The sequence below is a fragment of the Paenarthrobacter sp. NPDC092416 genome, assembly GCF_044755025.1.
Taxonomy (GTDB): domain Bacteria; phylum Actinomycetota; class Actinomycetes; order Actinomycetales; family Micrococcaceae; genus Arthrobacter.
This window is the reverse complement of sequence record NZ_JBIVQG010000009.1, coordinates 93,073-111,309: the sequence shown is the minus strand read 5'-3', so window position 1 is coordinate 111,309 and position 18,237 is coordinate 93,073. Positions and strand designations below refer to the sequence as shown.

Sequence of the window (18,237 nt, the reverse complement as noted above, 5' to 3'; positions counted from 1 at the left end):
CCGACCCGCGCTAATGACTTCCCCGCACATCCAGACTTGCGCTTGAGCATCGTGGAATAGCTCCGGGCTACGGACCATTTCTTGCTGACCGGATGACGTCATGGCGCAGAGACTCACCACCAGAGTCGCGGCCGTTGCAAGAACTCCGGCAGGGCGAAAGGGTCTCACCTACCTGTAGCCTTTCCAGGTGACATTTAGCCACCCATTCGTTATCGAGCTCGCAGTTGCCAGATAGTTGTTGTTCGACCCCACCATAAATATCGGTTGGGTGCCAGTGTTTGTGGCCTTCTGAGGACTGCCGTTCGTCCAGACTGTCGTGCCATTTGCCTGCTGTACCGGGGAAGCCTGGCTGCGTTGCGGGGCCCACTCTGCGCCCCAAAACCCACGCCAAGCGCGCAGAACAGGCCTCACAACCCATGCACACCCGGCGTAGGCTTCTCACATGACTGCCGAGAGCTCCCGGGAATTCGACGTAATCGTGATCGGCGCGGGCGCCGTCGGAGAGAATGTGGCCGACCGGGTGGTTCGTGGCGGCCTGACGGCGGTGATCATCGAGACCGAATTAGTGGGAGGCGAGTGCTCCTACTGGGCCTGCATCCCGTCCAAAGCCCTCCTGCGTCCGGGCACTGTGCTCCATGCAGCCCAAGGTGTGCCGGGTGCGTCCGAAGCCGTCACTGGTGTGGTGGATGCGCAGGCGGCCCTGAAACACCGGGACTGGTTCACCAACCACTGGCAGGACGACGGCCAGGTGGAGTGGCTCAACAGCGCGGGCATCGAACTGATCCGGGGGCGCGGCCGCGTCACCGGCCCCCGCGAAGTCCAGGTGGATGGCCTGGATGGGAACAGCTACGCACTCAAGGCCCACCACGCCGTGGTGGTTGCCACTGGTTCCACACCCACCATTCCGGACATTGATGGCCTGGCCGACGTCCCCTTCTGGACCACCCGCGGCGCAACGTCCGCCAAGGAAGTACCCCGCCGGTTCATCGTGCTGGGTGGTGGCGTGGCGGGCGTGGAATTGGCCCAGGCGTTCGCCCGCCTTGGTTCGGACGTCGCACTGATTGCCAGGGGGCGCCTGCTCAGCACGTATCCCGAGGAAGCCGCGAGCCTGGTCCTCGCCGGGCTCCGTGCCGACGGAATCGATGTACGGCTGCACACAGACGTGGACAGGGTTGAAAAGAACGACGACGGCTCGGTGACGGTCACGCTCGACGGCAAGACACTCACCGCGGACAAGATCTTGGTCGCCTCCGGCAGGCACCCCGCATTGGCCAATCTGGGTTTGGAAAACGTGGGCGTCGAGGCACGCAACGACAGATCCCTGCGTGTCACCACCGACTCCACGGGCCTGGTGGAGGGTGCGGCCAGCGATGGCACCAGCGGCCTGTGGCTCTACGCAGCCGGAGATGCCGCCGGCAAAGCCCTGCTCACGCACCAAGGTAAATACGAGGCCCGCGCCACCGGAGATGCGATCGTCGCGCGGGCCACCGGCAAGCTTCATGGAGCGCCCCGGCCGTGGAGTCCGCTGGCCCAGACCGCCAACGAGCACGCGATTCCCAGCGTGGTCTTCACGGATCCGGAGGTCGCGTCCGTCGGCCCGAGCCTTGAGCAGGCACTCTTGCGAGGCCGGAACGTCACTGGCGTGGAGTTGCCCATTAACGTCTCGGGGTCCCAGTTGCACTCACCCGATTACAAGGGCTGGGCACAGATCGTGGTGGATGAGGATCGACAAGTCATCATCGGCGCCACTTTCGTTGGTCCGGGTGTGGCTGAGCTGCTTCACTCCGCCACGATCGCCATAGTGGGCGAGGTTCCCTTGGACAGGTTGTGGCATGCGGTTCCGTCGTATCCCACCATCAGTGAAGTGTGGTTGAGGCTCTTGGAGAAGTACGGACTCTGATTCCTATTTGAACTGACCAGTCAGTTCAGTTAGACTTTCAGCAGACACCAGTTCTGCGAAAGGCTTCATTGTGCTGTCCGTACAGCAACTCCAGATCAACGGCCGCCGGGACGATCTCCTTCCGGCAACCTCACTCCAAGCCCGCCGCGGCGAACTCCTGCTCGTCTCCGGCGAAGGACAGGATCAGCGGACCGCGTTGGCCTTGGCGCTCAGTGGCCGCATGAAGCCCAGCAATGGTGTCCTCAGCTGGGACAACAACGCCAAAACCAAGAAGATCAGGCTCGCAAGCGCCTTGGTGGACTCCCCGGGCGTCAACGAACCGGAACAGCACTTGAGCGTCCGGGACCTGGTCACCGAGGACCTCTCACTCATCCCCCGCCGCTACCGCGGTGCCCTGCTCAGCAAACCGTGGCTCAAGATCAACCGCTTCGAGGACATCGCCGGCCTCTGGATCGAACAGCTTCCGGCTGGCCGCCGCCTCGAATTGCTCACAGCACTGGCCCTGGCCGATCCTGCAACCGATCTTCTCGTAGTGGACACCCCGGATCGGCACAGTGCTGATCCTTCCTCCTGGCTTCCCCGGCTTGAGGCATTGGCGTCCGACGCCGGGCGGCCGCTTGCCGTCGTCGCCGTCGTCAGCGCCCTCCCGGACCACTGGACCGGCGCCGCTGCGGTGATTGGTAATTCTGTTGCGCACCCACCTGAACCGGAAGCGGAACCCGCGCGGACCCAGTCCGAGCCGCCCGCCGTCGTCGAGCCTCACGCCCAGCACGCGGCGGGACCGGTACCGGAAGAGCCCGAAACACCGGCGGCTGCCGAACCGGCTGCCGAACCAGAACCCCAAGACGCCCAAGACCTCCAAAGGACTGCAAAGTGACTGTTCTGCGGCTTGCCCGCTCCGAACTCAAGCGCATGACCGGCGGGCTCCTGCCCAAGCTGACCATCCTCGCCCTGACCATGGTGCCGTTGCTGTACGGCGCCGTGTACCTCTACGCGAACTGGGATCCGTACGGCAACCTGAACCAGATTGACGCCGCGTTGGTGGTGGAGGACACGGGCGCCACGTCCTCAGACGGCACAGAGTTGCAGGCGGGGAAGAAGGTAGCGGACAGCCTGGTGGAAGGCCACGTCTTCAACTGGAAGCAAGTCTCCAGCGCCGACGACGCGGATGCAGGCGTCCGCACAGGCGAATACGCGTTTGCGCTGCGCATCCCCAAGGACTTCTCCGCAAACCTGGTCTCCCCTGGCAGCTTCGACGCCGCCAACCAAGCCATGCTGCACGTCACCACCAACGATGCCAACAACTACCTCCTCAGCACCATCGTGGACAAACTCACCACGGCCGTGCACTCTACAGTGGCCAAGGAAGTCGGTGAGGAAACAGCAAACCAGCTCCTCACCGGATTTGGGACCATCCACGCCTCCATCGTGAAGGCAGCGGACGGCGCGTCCGAACTCGCAACGGGTGTGGGCAAGCTCAGCGACGGCGCCGCGACACTCCACGACGGCACCACCTCGTTGGTCACCGGCGCTGACCAGCTCGTGGCGGGCCAAACGAAGCTTCGCGACGGAGCGGTGCAGCTCAGCGGCGGCGCCAACCAGCTCAGCTCGGGCCTCACCGAACTGAGGAACAAGACCGCAACACTCCCCGCTGATTCCCAAAAGCTCGCGGACGGTGCCGCCCAAGTAGCCGCGGGAAATGCCGAGCTGAACGCGAAAGTCCAGAACGTCGTCGGGCAGCTGGATGCCGCGGACAAGGGCCTCCGTAACCGCGTTGTCGAATCCAATGCGCGGCTCGTAACCGCCGGGGTGTTGACGCAGGAGCAGGCTGACAAGGTCCTGGCGGACTTCGATGCCGCGGCCGCGTCCAGTCCTGTGACCGACGCAAAGGCGAAGATCGCGGGCGATGCCGCCAAGATCCAGCAACTGTCAGACGGTTCGGCTGCCGTCAGCGCCGGTGCCGCGAAGCTTGCCGCCGCCACGCCCACCCTCACCGATGCCATCTCGCAGGCAGCTGTGGGCGCCGGGCAACTCAACACCGGCGCTTCAACTCTGGCCGCCGGCCAGCAGACTGCTTTGGATGGCGCTGCCAAGCTCGACGACGGTGCTCACCAACTCAACGACGGCGCTGGACAGCTTGCCAATGGCGCAGTGACCGCAGCCGATGGCTCCCATACCCTGGCCACAGAGCTCGCCAAGGGGGCGGGCGAGATCCCCAACCCCGATGACCAGCAGAAGAGCAGCGTTTCCAAGGTGATCGCGGACCCCGTTGCGGTGAACAATGTCTCGCAGGCCAAGGCTGGTTCTTACGGCGCAGGCCTGGCCCCGTTCTTCCTGACCCTGGCCCTGTGGATCGGCGTGTTCATGCTGGTCCAGGCCATGCGTCCCATCACCCAGCGGGCCTTGGCTTCGAACGCGCCAGCGTGGAAAATCGCCGTCGGCGGTTGGTTGCCGTTCTTCGTAGTCTCGGTCCTGCAGGCCACCATCCTCACCCTCGTGGTGAATCTCGGCCTGGGATTGAACCCCGCCCACCCGATCGGGATGTGGCTGTTCATGCTGGCCGCGGTGATGGCGTTCAGCGCGATCATCCAAGGCATCGTGGCGCTGATGGGCACGCCCGGCAAATTCGTGGTGCTGATCCTGCTGGTCCTGCAGCTCGTCTCCTCCGGTGGAACCTTCCCTTGGCAGACAACTCCCATGCCGCTGCACGTAGTGCACGAGGTCCTGCCCATGGGCTACGTCGTCACCGGAATGCGGCACCTGATCTATGGCGGCGAGCTCACCATGATCTGGCCGACTGTGCTGGGCTTGCTTGGATACACTGTGCTGGGAGCGGCGTTGTCTACGCTCGCCGTCCGCAAACACAAAATGTGGACCCTCAAGACCCTGAAGCCGGAGATCGCCGTATGAGCACCACCGAGCCGGCCGGTCCCGGCCCTGCAGGACCCGCAACACCTGGGGCGGCAGAGAAGAAGCTCCGTCCCGAACGCACCAACGCCACTAAGCAGCGCCTCTTCGAAGCATCCATGGAGCTGATCGGCGAGCGCGGCGCTGCGGGAGTGACCGTGGATGAGATCGCTGCCGCGGCGGGCGTCTCCAAGGGGACGGTGTACTACAACTTCGGCAGCAAATCGGACCTGATCGCACACTTGCTGCGCCACGGTGTCGACATCATGTTGGGCCGACTCCACGCGATCGAGGGTCAAACCAGCGACCCCCTGGAAGCGATGCACACCATGATCGCCCAGGCCATGGAGTTCATGGACGACTACCCCTCCTTCGCCCGGCTGTGGGTCAGCGAGAACTGGCGCACTCCGAGCGAATGGGGCGCAGTGTTCACCGAACTGCGTGGCGAATTGCTGGCAGTCATTGGCTCAGCGGTGGAAGGCGTGGCGGCCGGCTACAAGGTTGACCAGTCGATCGCCCGGGGCAGCCTGGAAGCCGCGATCTTCGGGGCGATCTTCGTGGTGGGCCTGGACCGGCAAACCTACAACCCCGAGCGCACCCGCGAACAAAGCGTGGCCGCCGTGATGACCATCATGCACGGGTACGTCATCAAGTAGATTCGCCCGTTGTGAGGCCCGCTTTGCGCGTGATCACTCGATGCCAGGGCGCAGAGCGGGCCCCGCAACGGTACAGAACTGCAATGTACGACGGCGTGGCGCGGCCAGTTGGTCGGCGATGATTAACCTCATGCGTCACATGGGGAACAGTGGAAAGCTTGCGGTAGTGGCCGCCTTCGTGTCGCTCGGGCTGCTGGTACTCGCTGCCGTGGTGCTCGAAGAACTGGTGCTGTACCTGTTCCTCGGGGCGGTCCTGACCTGCTATCTGGCCTCCGTGGTACAGGTCTTCAACCGTCGCCGATACCTGGTGGTCCTTCTGGGCGCGGCGGGCACCAGCCTGTTCATTGGGTTCAGCATCGCTTTCCTGCGAATGTGGGGGCTGGCGTTCAACCAGGACGCCAACGCCATGGGCACTGCCGTGAGCACCGAGGACTCCGACATCTACTTCTATCTGGCCGCCGTGGCTGGATGTGGAACCATCATGGTGCTGTTCCTGGGTGCTGTTTGGCCGTCATTTGGTTCCCGGCAGGCCCGCCCGGTGACACGGAGGCAGGCACCGGCCACACGACCCGGCTCGTCCTCGAATCGCGCTTCATCTCCAGCCAAGCGCCCCGCCACATCCCGTCCGGCCACCCCAGCGAAGCGCCCCGCGGCATCAGCTCAACGAACCTCTGGCGCTGTCAAGGCCACCACTCCGAAGCGCCCCGCGCCCCGAACGCCGACGACGCCAGCCAAGCGTCCGCCGTCGGGCGCTTCAACCCAACGCAAGCCGGCACCCAAGCGCTAACGCACCCAATCCCCTGCGTTGCGGGGCCCACTCTGCGCCCCATCCCGGCTCCCAAACACGCAGAACAGGCCCCACAACAGCTTCCCCCTGCTTGCGGGGCCCACTCTGCGCCCCATCCCGGCTCCCAAACACGCAGAACAGGCCCCACAACGCGAGGGTTCGTCACGCACCAACGGGGTCAGGAATCGAAACCCAGCCCCACGGCGTCGAGCGCTTTGAGGATGAGGTTCCGTTTCCCCTGGTTATGGTCCGCCCGGTCCATCGACCAGCGGGTCAGGTTGATGCCCAAGGAGGCCAACGGTTCCGGCGGGAAAGGCAACGGCCGTTTCCGGACCATTTCTACCCGCGTGCGCTCGGTATCCAGGCCAGCCAGAAGGTCCAGCAGCACGTCCGCAGCAAACGCCGTAGCGCCCACTCCAAGCCCGGTGAACCCCGCTGCGTAGGCCACGCGGCCCTTGCGGGCAGTGCCGAAGAAGGCGCAGAACTGGGTACTCGAGTCGATGGGCCCGGCCCACTTATGCGTGAACTTCAGCCCTTCAAGTTGCGGGAACGTGGTGAAGAAGTGGGACGCGATCTTCTCCCAGGTCTCCGGCTGGTATTCGTGACGCTGGTCCACCCGCCGGCCCCGGAAATAGAGGGCGTCATAGCCACCAAACAGGATCCGATGGTCCTTGGTGATGCGGTAGTAGTGGAACTGGTTGGCGAGGTCTCCGATGCCCTGCCGGTTGCCCCAACCAACGGCATCCAACTGCTCCGGACCCAGGGGTTCGGTCATAAGGGCGTAGTCGTAAACAGGCACCGTCATCAGCTGGTTGCGCTTCAGCAGGGACGGAAAAACGTTGGTGCCCAGCACAACGTGGCCCCCTTCCACATTGCCGCGTTCGGTCACCACCGTGACGCCGACGTTGTGGTCCTTCAGTTCCCGGACCCGTGTGCCCTCGTAAATGTGCACCCCCAGATCAGTGGCCACCCGCGCCAACTCGAGGCCGAGCTTGTACGGGTGGACCATGGCTACGGAATCCTTGTGCCAGCGGCCAGCCAGGTAGGTGGACGAGTCCACCTCAGCCCGGATGGCTGCCTGGTCGAGGAAGATGCTACCGGGGCTGTGGTCCTCTTGGAGCCAGGCCACCTGATGAGGTTCCACCGCAACGTTGAGTTCGCCGGTACGCTCCCAATCGCAGTCCATGCCGTATTTCTCCACGGCTTCCTGCATGCGGTCCAGGTTCTCCATCCCCAGCCGGTCCAATCTCTCCAATTCCTCCGGCCACCGGTTCTTCCCATTCTGGTGGCCGTGGGTGAGGCTCGCCTCGCAGAAGCCGCCGTTGCGCCCTGATGCTGCCCACGCCACGCGCTCCGCTTCAAGCAGGATCACGGTGCGTCCGGGATCGCGTTCCTTGGCGCGCAGCGCGGTCCATAGGCCGGTGTAACCGCCGCCGATGATCACGAGGTCGGCGGCAGCATCGCCGTCGAGCTGCGGGTAGCGGGTAGCAGTGTCCTTCAGGTCGTCTATCCAGAAGGGCTGGTGGGCGGCACCTTCCAAGGCATTGGCTACGACGTCGGCTTGCGGGACATTCCGTTCGAAAACGGTGGTATTCACGGGAGTTTCTCCTGTTTCAGGGCGCGTTGAGGCAGCGCCTGGGGTGATGGTGAGAGCACGGCCTCGTTAGGCAGTGACCGGTTCCGCGTCCCACAAAGGCCGCGGACGGGAGCCAATGAGGTTTCTGGTGTACTCGTCCCCCGGGTCCTCAAGGATGCGGGCGGTGGGCCCTTGTTCCACGATCCGCCCCTCGTGCATGACGATCAGCTCGGAGCACAGGCGCGAGACCACTGCAAGGTCGTGGGTGACGAACAGGATGGTGAGCCCAAACTGGTCCCGCAGCTCCTCCACGAGTTCCAGGACCTGCGCCTGGACTGAGACATCCAAAGCGCTGGTGGCCTCGTCCAGGACCAGGAGCCGGGGCCGGGCGGCGAGCGCTTTGGCCAAAGCAACCCGCTGCCGCTGACCGCCGGAAAGGGCCCGCGGCCGTGCGTCGAACCTTTCGTGACCGATGCCCACCCGGCCCAAGAGTTCCCGGGCGCTGGCTTTGGCTTCCTTGCGCCCCTGCCTCTGGTGCAGGCGGAATACATCAGCCACGGCGTTCCCTACAGGAATGCGCGGGTCCAAGGAGAGGTACGGATCCTGGAACACGATCTGAACGTCCTTGGCCAGGACCTTTCGCTCGGAGGCTTTGAGCGACCGGCGGGGTCTGGCCACTCCGCCGAGCGTAAGTTCACCGTCGGTAGCGGTTTCGAGCGCCACCACCAGCCGGGCCAACGTGGACTTTCCGGAGCCGGATTCACCCACCACACCCAACGAACCGCCAACGGGGAGGCTGAAGTTGGCGTCGTCCAATGCTGTAAGGACTTCGCCTCGGGGCAGTTGGTACGTTTTGGTGAGCCCTGCGACCTGCAGCAAAGGTGATGCGGCAGGCACCGGCAAGGGAACAGAGCCCACGTCAATAATGGGTGTGGCCTCCACCAGTTGCCTTGTGTAGTCCTGCTGCGGCGTGAGGAACACAGCCTGCGTGGGGCCGTGCTCCACCACTTCGCCGCGGCGGAGCACGTAGACGCGTTCGCACAGGCTCGCCGCGAGGTTGAGGTCGTGCGTAATGAAGAGCATGCCCATTCCGCGGGCTTGCTGCTCTTCGCGGAGGAGCCGCACAATTCCGGCCTGGGTGGTGACATCAAGGGCCGTGGTGGGCTCATCGCACAGGAGCAGGTCCGGTGAGTTCAGGAGCGCAGCAGCGATCATCACCCGCTGCAGCATGCCGCCTGAGAGCTGGTGCGGGTACTGGTCCATGAGTTCCTTGGCCCGCCGCAAGCCCACTTGTTCAAGCTGTTTAACAGCCCGCTCAGTGGCTTCGGCGCGGGACAGGCCATCAAACCGCAGGAGCGTCTCCGTGAGGAAGTCCCCCACCGTGCGGACCGGGTTGATGCCGGCTCGGGGGTCCTGGAAGATCATTGAGGCGTGCCTGCGGCGCAGGTCCATGAGGCGTTGCTTGCTGGCTGTCAGGGTATCGAGGCCCTGGACAGAGACCAGGCCGGACGATTGCGAACCACCAGGAAACAACCCAAGTGCGGCACGGGTAGTGATGGACTTACCTGAGCCGGACTCCCCCACCAAGGCGACCGCCTCGCCGTCGTTCACGTTCAGGGAGATGCCGTCCAAGAGTGGCGGCCTGCCGGGAAAGCCCAGGGTGAAATCTTTAATCTGCAAAAGCTGGCTCATGACAGTTTTCCTCCGATGCGGTCTGAGAGTTCCTCGCCGATGACGTTGACGGCCACTACCACCAGGAGAACCACCAAGGCCGGCCAGAAGGCGGGCAGAAGATAGCCGCCCAGCAACGCTCCCCGGGACTCCTCGATCATGGCGCCCCAGTCGCTGGTAGGCGGTTGGACCCCCAGGCCTATGAAGGAAAGTGCCGCGAGATCGGCCAGCACGTAGCCGAAGTTCAGCGTGGATTGGGCGCCAACTGTGGGAACCAAGTTGGGCAGGATCCGTGCCAGCACCACCCACGGAGTCCGGAAACCGAGCACCCGGTAGGCCTGGACATACGGCCTGCTGCGCTCGGCGACCACCAAGGATTGTGCCAGCCGGGCCACGTAAGGTACGTAAGCGATGGTCATGGCCAGGATGGGTGCGAGGAGGCCCTTTCCGAAAAGTGCGATTGCGAGCATGGCCAACAGCAGCGCGGGGAACGCGAACAGCAGATCAAAAAGCCTCCCGAGCACCCTGCCCAGCCAGCCTTCGGACCAACCGGCAACCAGTCCGAGGAGCAAGCCAACTACCGTTGAACCGATAACCACAATGGTCGGCCCCAACAGCGAAGTCCGTCCTCCGTGCATGAGGCGACTCAGGAGATCACGGCCCAGGGCGTCGGTGCCCAACAGGTGGTGGGCACCGGGACCAGCCAGAACGTTGTTGAGGTCCACATAGTCCGGGTCGTACGGCGCCAGGACCGGGGCGAACAGTGAGAGAAGTACGACGGCGGCGGCAACGGCGAGCGCGCCCCACGCCATGGGTGACAGGAGGCTGCCGTAACGGCGAAGGCCTGCCTGCGGCAGCTGGATGGCCAAGGTCATCGGGACTCCGTTCCGGCCGCGATACGCGGATCAATCAGGGGCTGGATGAGGTCGGCCACGGTGTTCACCAGCACGAAGGCCGTGACCACCACCATGACGATTGCCTGGACCACAGCGAAGTCCAGCCTGTCGATGGATTGGACCAGGAGTTGCCCGATGCCGGACAGGCCAAAGGTCCGCTCGATGATGGCACTTGAGACCAGGAGACCGGCTACCAGGACGCCGCTCACGGTCAGAATGGGTCCCAGGGCGTTGCGCAGCACATGGCGGGCCACTACGGACCCCCGGGTAAGACCACGGCTGGTAGCCACTTCCACGTGTTCGCGGAGGAGTTGCTCGTTCATGGAGGATCGCGTCACCCTGGCCACCATGGCGATATACGTGATCCCCAAGGCGAGCGCCGGGAGGGTGAGGTGCCAGATCCGGTCCCATCCGCCGTCGCCGCTTCCAAAGGAGGGGAACCAGCCCAAGCCCACCGAGAACAGTGCCACCAAGGCGATGGCTGCCACGAACGGTGGCACAGCTCCGGCCGCGGTCAGTGTGATGAGGATGAAGCGGTCACCGAAGCCCTTGTTCAGGCTGGCCACAATCCCTGCGAACAGCCCCAGGATGGTAATGAACACTGCGGCCAAGGCCACGAGCTGCAGGGTAGTGGGCAGCCGTCCGAGCAGTACATCCGAGACGTCCTGGCGATAGGTCAGCGAGCGTCCCCAGTCCCCTTGCAGGATGCCGCCGAGCCAGTTCACGTACTGCTCCCAAGCCGGCTTGTCCAAGCCGAACTGACGGGTGATCTCTTCCAAGGCCTCGGGTTTGGGACTGCGTCCCCTGAGCAGGAAGCGTGCCGGGTCCCCTGGGACCAGGAAGCGCGAGAAGAACACGGCAAGTGATGCGATCAACAGTGTCGCCAGCAGGGCCACTACCTTCTTGGCGATGAAGATTGCAGGACGGGCTGCTCGGCTCTTTACGCGCTTGCGGTCCGTATCAGAAGGGGATGCGGGCGCCTGCACTTGTCCTGTAGCGGTCATGTCAGCGACCTCCAATCTGGGCTGCCCACGGGAAGTACATGTAGTTGATGGACGGGTCCGCTCCGGTGATGCGTTTGCCGAGCCACATGGTGGTGACGGTTTCGTAGAGCGGCCCCCACACCACGTCTTCGCTGGCGAGCTTGGCGGCTTGGCCGGTCAGCTTGCCGCGGGCATCCGGGTCTTGGACGCCGTAGGCTGAATTGACCAGTTCGTCGAATCCGGGGTTGCTCCAGCCACCATAGTTACTGAAGTCGCCGGTCCGGAGCACGCTGTACATTTCCAAGGGCTCGGCACTGGAGAGGTACCAGGACGTGACCATGAGGTCCACGCCCTTGCGGGTCTCGGGGTCGGAGAACAGCGTGGTGTATTTGTCGTTGGACATGGTCTGGATCTCCGGGTCCAAGCCAATCTCCTTGGCCGCGGATGCGATGGCCCGGGCTGTGATGTCGAACGCTGCGTTCAGCGAGGCGGTGGCGAAGACGAACTTGCTCCCCTCGGCCCCGGCTTCCTTGACGAGCTTCTTCGCTTCTTCCACGTCATAGGGCGTGGAGAGGAGGCCATCAAAAGCTTCGTCCGCGGTCCCGGACGGGACGTCTTTCCATACGCTCCGTGTCGTGAGCGCGTCGGTCTTGCTTGCGTACCCCTGTTCGGCGGCTTTGATCAAGGCTTCACGGTTGATGGCCATCATGAGCGCCTTGCGGACCCTCACGTCCTGGAACGTCCCGGCGAGGTTGGTGAACACCATGCTCTGCACGGAGGTGCCCTTGCCGAAGTACAGCGATCCGGCGTCCTTGTTGGCTTTCAGGATGTCGATTGCGTTGGAAGGGATACCGAAGCCACCGTCAATTTCGCCAGTTTGGAACGCGTTAATACGCGAGCTGGCATCAGGCAACATGGTGAACGTCACCCGTTGCGACTTGGCTTTCAGCTCAGGATCCCAGTAGTCGTCGAAGCGCTTGAGCGTGATGCTTTCACCGGCATCCCACTGCTCAAACTGGAACGGTCCGGTGCAATTCACGCCCGCCTTGGAGTTTCCGTAGTCCTTGCCGGCCGCTTCCAGGGTCTTGGCGGACTCCACCACGCCAGGGGCGCCCACCAGGGCGGCGTTGAACACGTAGTCAGGCCGGGTAGTGGTGACCGTGACTTCATCGTCGCCGGTCTTCTCGATGGACTCCACGTTTTGGTATGAAGACGCCCAGAAGGACCCCACTTCCGGGTCCACGTGGCGCATCAGTGATGCCACGACGTCGTCTGCCGTCATTTCGGTGCCGTCGTGGAACTTCACGCCTTTGCGGATGGTGTAAACCCAGGTCAGCGGATCCGGGTTCTCCACACCGGTGGCCAGGCCAGGCGACGTGGACAAGTCGGCGTTCCAGCGGAAGAGCGACTCGCACACGTTGGACAGGACCGTGTTGTCCGGGTAGTCGAAGGCGTAGGCGTAGTCCAGGGAGAACGGCTCCGCGTACATGGCCCAGTTGAAGTTCCCGATGTCCTTGGTGGGGGCCGGCGTTGAGTCGGACAGGGTGTATTTGGCTCCGCCGGCGGCGTCGGTCACGCTGGCGGGCCGGACGCCACAGCCGCCCACAACGAGGCCGACCACGACGGCGGCGACGCTTACCGCTGCGATGCGCGACGGCGTCGTCCGCTGTTTGCGGCGCACGTTACCTTGCTTTCCACGGGTCTTCATTGCATCACCCGGGCCCGGTGCGCGATTGTCCCCGGGTGGGCTGCGGCGCGGTCGTAGACGCACTCGCCCCCAATCCACGTCTGCGTCACCACAGCACGGTGCAGTTCCTCGTCCGGCAGCTCAAAGAGATTGGTGTCCAGAATGGCCAGGTCGGCAAGCTTTCCTGGTTCAAGGGTTCCCGTCTCGGCGTCCAGGTGGTTGATCCACGCGGTTCCGTTTGTGTAGGCGTCCAGGATCTGTTTGAGGCTGAGTTTTTGTGATTCCGGGCCGAGCGGCGGCAGGTCCTGTCCCGGCGCTATGCGGTTGACGGCAACATGGATGGCGGCGATTGGATCGGCCGTGGAGACCGGCCAGTCGCTGCCGGCAACCAGGCGGGCGTCCGCTGAAGCGAGCTCGCCAAAGGGGTAGTGCCGGTCCTCGGCGCCTGGCTCCAGGAAGGGAAGGGTAAGGGTGTCCATCTGCTCTTCGTGGCACGCCCACAGTGCCTGCGCGTTGGCTGCCGCGTGCAACTCCGCGAAACGGGGGACGTCCTCTCGGCGAACCATCTGGAGGTGGGCCAAGTGGTGCCTGTTGTTGTTGGTCCCGTTTGCTTGGCGGGCAGTCTCCAACGCGTCCAAGGCGTCTGTCACCGCACGGTCCCCAAGGGCATGGAAGTGGAGCTGCATCCCGGCGGCGTCTATCGCGGTGACGAATTCCTTCAGTTCGTCGGGCTCGAAGAATTCGATGCCTCGGTTTTCCGTCTGATGGCCGTGGTGGTCCAAGTAGACGTGGTGCATGGCGGCTGTGTAGTTCTCCGCCACGCCGTCCACCATCACCTTGACCGTGTTGGCATTGAGCTGGCGTGGGTGGAAGGAATCGGCAACGCGTTGACGCCGTTCCAAGATGGCGTCCAGTTGGGACATGCCTGCGGTTCGGTCCCACCACTGGCACGCCGTGACCCTGGCTTTGAGGTCCCCGGCCTTCACGGCGTCCATGTAGACGGTGAGGTTGTCTGCATGGCCTTTTTCCGGAATGGGTACCCAAGCGTCTTGCCAGCCCGTGATGCCCTGCGAAAGCAGCAGTTCCTGAGATGTGAGCAGGCCCTGATAGGCCGTTTGGTAATCCACGGCAGGTTTGACGTCGTTGAAGAGGTCCATCGCGCCTTCGTGGATGGTGCCCGCCGGGGTGCCGTCCGCCTCACGTTCAAAGCGTCCGCCCGCCGGATCGGGCGTTTCCGCACTGATCCCCGCGGCCTCGAACGCAGCGGTGTTTGCCCAGGCTCCGTGATGATCCCTGTTGTGAAGGTAGACGGGACGATCCGGAACCACTGCGTCCAGCAGCCCCCGTCCGGGTGTGCCTCCGGGGAAGAGATCCATGGACCAACCGGCGCCCAGGATCCAGGGCTCGTCCGGGTTTGCTTCGGCGTAGCGGGCAACAGTTGCCACGGCATCTTCTGCGGAGGCTGCCTCCGTCAGGTCGCATTGCAGCAGTTCGACGCCGGCGAAGATCGGGTGGATGTGGGCGTCCTGGAAGCCGGGAACCACCAACTGGCCTCCGAGGTCAACCCGGCGTGTGGCCTCTGCGGCCGTTTCTTCTACAGCCTCCGGGCTGCCGACGGCGATGATCCGGCCGTCGGCTACTGCCAGGTTCACTCGGACGGGTCCGGCGTCTTTGCCGGTGTACACCCATCCGTTCTCAAACAAAATCTCTGCGTGCACGGTTCGAGTCCTTTCGTGGGGAAATTCAACTCTGCGACACACACTATGAGCCGAATCACATTTAAGTCAACAGTGTTGACATCGGCGCTGACAAAGTCTTTGACTTGTCCTCGGAAGGAGGAAACCATGAATCATGTACGGTGATAACCAACCCGGGATCGCATGGAAGGTGGACAACAGATGGCGCAGCCAACACAATCCACTGACCGCCGCACGCGCCTGGACCCAGCCACCATCATTGACGCTGTCCTCCGAATCTCCAGCCAGGAACTCGGCGAGCGGCTGACGGTCCGCCGGCTGGGACAGGAACTCGACGTCGACGCCACCGCCGTGTACCGGCACTTCCGGAACCGCGACGCAATCGTCAGGGCAGCATTGGACAAGTTGTTCATGATGTCCGTCGAGCGCACTTTGGCATCGGCACGCGACAAGGACTGGCGTACCCGGCTGGAGGCCTACCTCAACGAACTTCTCAGGGTCTTCATGCAGCATCCCTCGTTGGGCAGCGAGTCGTTCGCGACGGACACTTACGGCCCCGGCGAATTGAAGGCCATTGAATTTGTCCTGCAATGCCTCACGGATGCCGGCCTGGCAGAGGACCGTGTGGTGCATTACTACGCGGCCTTGGAAAGCTACACCCTTGCCCTCGGTACCGGGATCGCCGTGGAAATCCAGCGGCTTCCGGACTCCGAAGGGCACGACCCCTGGCTCAATCCCCGGATCTTTACACGCCTTTCCGGTTACCCGCTCCTCGAAAAACACCACGCGGCGCTGCAAAACCTCGATTCACTCAAGGCATTCCAGGCTGGCCTCGCGGCCATCCTGGACAGCGCCGAACGCGAAAGCACACAAGCGCCGCGCGCCTGACCGAGCGCACGTGGCGGCCGCCCTTGCCACCGCCGCCTTTGGCACGGCGCAACCTTACCCGACCGCACGACGACACCCTCCGGCGTCGTCAATTCAGCACTGCCCGGACACCGACGTCCTGCAGGGAAAGCACGGCACCATGCACCAGTTCATCAACGGAATACTGTTGTCCGGCACGTCAGGAAATACCCTCGACGTCATCAACCCAGCCACCTCGGAGGTCGTGGAAAGAGTGGGGCTCGCTTCAGTGGCCGACCTTGAGTCCGCCGTGGCAGCGGCCCGTGCCGCATTCCCCGCATGGTCCCGCACCGCGCCTGGCGAACGCGCGGGCATCCTCCGGAAATTCGCCCGCATCATGGAAGAACGAGCCGAGCAATTCGCCAGCGTTGAAAGCTCACAGACGGGCAAGCCGCTACGTTTGACCCGGGAATTCGACGTCCCGGGAACCATCGACAACATCGATTTCTTCGCCGGGGCCTCCCGCCACCTGGAAGGCAAGGCCACCGCCGAATATTCGCCCCAACACACCTCTTCCATCCGGCGCGAGCCGATCGGAGTGGTCGGGTCCATCGCACCGTGGAATTACCCCCTGCAGATGGCCGCGTGGAAAATCCTGCCGGCGATCGCCGCAGGCAACACCATGGTGCTCAAGCCCGCCGAGATCACCCCGCTGACCTCGCTCATGTTCGCGCAGGCGCTCACCGACGCCGGACTGCCCGACGGCGTGGTGAACGTGGTGGTGGGCGATGGAGCCACAGTTGGTGCGGCGCTCATGCGGCATCCCGACGTGGACATGGTTTCCTTCACGGGCTCCACTGCCGTTGGGCGAACGGTCCTGGAAGCTGCTGCCGTGAACGCAAAACGGGTGCATCTTGAGCTGGGCGGCAAGGCCCCCTTCGTGGTGTTCGACGACGCCAACCTGGACGCTGCTGTGCACGGCGCCGTTGCAGGTTCGCTCATCAACACCGGCCAGGACTGCACCGCAGCCACGCGGGCCATTGTGCACAGGAGCATCCATGACGAGTTCGTCGCGAAAGTCTCGGCGCGCTTCGAGGCGATCGTCCTTGGCACGCCCGAGGATGCCGACGCCGACCTCGGCCCCCTGGTTTCGTTCAAACAGCGGGACCACGTTGCGGGAATGGTGGACCGTGCCCGCGGCTACAGCAAGATCGTGACCGGCGGCTACGCTCCGACCGATGGCGGCTTGGAGAATGGCGCCTACTACCGGCCCACTCTGGTGGTGGACGCCGCGGCGGACTCCGAGATCGTCAAGGACGAGGTCTTCGGCCCGGTCCTGGTGGTCCTCCCCTTCGACACGGACGACGAAGCCATCCAGCTGGCCAACGACACTGTCTACGGGCTGGCGGCGTCAGCCTGGACCAACAACCTGCAGCGTGCCCTGCGCGCCACACGGGAGATCAAGGCCGGCTGCGTGTGGGTCAACGACCACATCCCGATCATCTCCGAGATGCCCCACGGCGGGTTCAAGCAGTCCGGCTTCGGCAAGGACATGTCCGCCTACTCCTTTGAGGAATACACGCAGGTCAAGCACGTGATGTTCGAGCTGGATGACGTCACCGAGAAGGACTGGCACCGGACCATCTTCACGCTCGCCTGACCCGTTGTGGGGCCCGCTCTGCGCGCTTGCCGGGCGTTTGGAGGCGCAGAGCGGACCCCACAACAAGCTTGCCTGGGCGTGATTTGCGTCCGCCCCCAAGGACTGCGATGGCCACTCCGAGCAGCAGGATCAGCCCACCCAGGATTTCTGCCGGCGTGGGAATCTCGTTCAGGACCAGCCATGCTGCCGTCATGCCCACCACCGGGACCAACAACGTAAAGGGCACGACGTCGGAACTCGGGTAAAGCGTCAACAGCCGGTTCCAAATGCCATACCCCACCAGCGAGGCGAAAACTGCCGTGTAGATGGCGCTCAGGATCGTGGCCGGCTGAAGGTCATTGAGCGTTGCCCAAACAATGTCCGGGCCGTCGACCAGCAGAGACAACCCCGCCAAGGGAATCGGCACCACCGCACCCGACCAGACCACCAGGCCAAGACCCGATGCCGCTTTCGAGTGCCGCGCAACGATGTTGCCGATAGCCCAGGACAACGCCGCTGCCAGCACAATCATGAGCGGCAGGACAGGCGCCACAGCACTGCGCCCCAAGGCCACGACAGCCAGGCCTGCCACGCCCAGCACTACGCCGAGCATCTGCCGCCAGCTCGGCCGCTCACCGAGGAACCGGGCCGCGAGCAACACAGTGAACAGCACCTGGGCCTGCAGCACCAGCGAGGCCAGGCCCGCGGGCATCCCCAGCGCCATGCCAAGGTACAACAGGCCGAACTGGCCGGCGCTCATGAAGAGCCCGACGCCGACAATCGCCTTCCAGCCCACGTCCGGTTTGCGGATGAACAGGATGAAGGGAAAAACCACCAGGAGGAAGCGGAAGGCGACGAAAAGCAGTGGTGGGACGTCGCGACCGTTGGCATGGAGTCCGAGGTCGATCGCGACGAAATTTACGCCCCAGAGAATGGCTACGAGGACGGCGAGGGCAGAATGGCGGAGGTTCACAAGAATCACTCTGACACCC

General features: G+C 63.9%; 14 protein-coding genes. 7 read left to right on the top strand and 7 right to left on the bottom strand.

Features of this window, described 5'->3' with window-relative positions:
* The first annotated feature begins 442 nt into the window (after positions 1 to 442).
* From ACIQC5_RS16870 to ACIQC5_RS16850, 5 genes are all read left to right on the top strand, one after another.
* Positions 443 to 1,900, top strand: a complete 1,458-nt coding sequence (locus tag ACIQC5_RS16870; protein ID WP_400284786.1) for a dihydrolipoyl dehydrogenase family protein — start codon at positions 443 to 445, stop codon at positions 1,898 to 1,900.
* Between the two features lie 70 nt (positions 1,901 to 1,970).
* On the top strand, positions 1,971 to 2,777 hold the full coding sequence (locus ACIQC5_RS16865) for an ABC transporter ATP-binding protein (protein WP_400284784.1): 807 nt from the start codon (positions 1,971 to 1,973) through the stop codon (positions 2,775 to 2,777).
* Positions 2,774 to 4,810: a YhgE/Pip family protein gene (locus ACIQC5_RS16860; protein ID WP_400284781.1), complete on the top strand. Its 2,037-nt coding sequence runs from the start codon at positions 2,774 to 2,776 to the stop codon at positions 4,808 to 4,810. Before ACIQC5_RS16865 ends, ACIQC5_RS16860 begins: the two co-directional genes overlap by 4 nt.
* The gene (locus ACIQC5_RS16855) at positions 4,807 to 5,463 is read left to right on the top strand and encodes a TetR/AcrR family transcriptional regulator (protein ID WP_400284779.1); all 657 of its coding nucleotides are present in this window, start codon (positions 4,807 to 4,809) and stop codon (positions 5,461 to 5,463) included. Before ACIQC5_RS16860 ends, ACIQC5_RS16855 begins: the two co-directional genes overlap by 4 nt.
* Before the next feature lie 139 nt (positions 5,464 to 5,602).
* Positions 5,603 to 6,250 (top strand): hypothetical protein, encoded by a 648-nt coding sequence (locus tag ACIQC5_RS16850; RefSeq protein WP_400284776.1) that lies wholly within the window; start codon positions 5,603 to 5,605, stop codon positions 6,248 to 6,250.
* Between the two features lie 178 nt (positions 6,251 to 6,428).
* Here the strand turns inward: ACIQC5_RS16850 and ACIQC5_RS16845 are convergent, their stop codons facing one another.
* From ACIQC5_RS16845 to ACIQC5_RS16820, 6 genes are all read right to left on the bottom strand, one after another.
* Entirely contained in the window at positions 6,429 to 7,847 is a 1,419-nt protein-coding gene (locus tag ACIQC5_RS16845) for an NAD(P)/FAD-dependent oxidoreductase (RefSeq protein ID WP_400284773.1), read from the bottom strand.
* 66 nt (positions 7,848 to 7,913) lie between these two features.
* On the bottom strand, positions 7,914 to 9,518 hold the full coding sequence (locus ACIQC5_RS16840) for a dipeptide ABC transporter ATP-binding protein (RefSeq protein WP_400284770.1): 1,605 nt from the start codon (positions 9,516 to 9,518) through the stop codon (positions 7,914 to 7,916).
* A complete protein-coding gene (locus ACIQC5_RS16835) occupies positions 9,515 to 10,372 on the bottom strand; it encodes an ABC transporter permease (protein ID WP_400284767.1) in 858 nt (285 codons plus the stop codon). Before ACIQC5_RS16835 ends, ACIQC5_RS16840 begins: the two co-directional genes overlap by 4 nt.
* On the bottom strand, positions 10,369 to 11,397 hold the full coding sequence (locus ACIQC5_RS16830; protein ID WP_400284764.1) for an ABC transporter permease: 1,029 nt from the start codon (positions 11,395 to 11,397) through the stop codon (positions 10,369 to 10,371). The genes ACIQC5_RS16835 and ACIQC5_RS16830 overlap by 4 nt, the downstream gene beginning before the upstream one ends.
* Position 11,398: 1 nt before the next feature.
* A complete protein-coding gene (locus ACIQC5_RS16825) occupies positions 11,399 to 13,084 on the bottom strand; it encodes an ABC transporter substrate-binding protein (protein WP_400284762.1) in 1,686 nt (561 codons plus the stop codon).
* On the bottom strand, positions 13,081 to 14,781 hold the full coding sequence (locus ACIQC5_RS16820; protein WP_400284759.1) for an amidohydrolase: 1,701 nt from the start codon (positions 14,779 to 14,781) through the stop codon (positions 13,081 to 13,083). Before ACIQC5_RS16820 ends, ACIQC5_RS16825 begins: the two co-directional genes overlap by 4 nt.
* 180 nt (positions 14,782 to 14,961) lie before the next feature.
* Between ACIQC5_RS16820 and ACIQC5_RS16815 the strand changes: the two genes are divergently transcribed.
* Together ACIQC5_RS16815 and ACIQC5_RS16810 are read left to right on the top strand one after the other, a co-directional pair.
* Positions 14,962 to 15,648 (top strand): TetR/AcrR family transcriptional regulator, encoded by a 687-nt coding sequence (locus ACIQC5_RS16815; protein ID WP_400284756.1) that lies wholly within the window; start codon positions 14,962 to 14,964, stop codon positions 15,646 to 15,648.
* A gap of 139 nt (positions 15,649 to 15,787) precedes the next feature.
* Complete coding sequence (locus tag ACIQC5_RS16810; protein ID WP_400284976.1) at positions 15,788 to 17,266, top strand: gamma-aminobutyraldehyde dehydrogenase; 1,479 nt, start codon at positions 15,788 to 15,790, stop codon at positions 17,264 to 17,266.
* Here the strand turns inward: ACIQC5_RS16810 and ACIQC5_RS16805 are convergent.
* Complete coding sequence (locus tag ACIQC5_RS16805; protein ID WP_400284972.1) at positions 17,253 to 18,218, bottom strand: EamA family transporter; 966 nt, start codon at positions 18,216 to 18,218, stop codon at positions 17,253 to 17,255. The genes ACIQC5_RS16810 and ACIQC5_RS16805 overlap by 14 nt on opposite strands.
* Positions 18,219 to 18,237 lie beyond the last annotated feature (19 nt).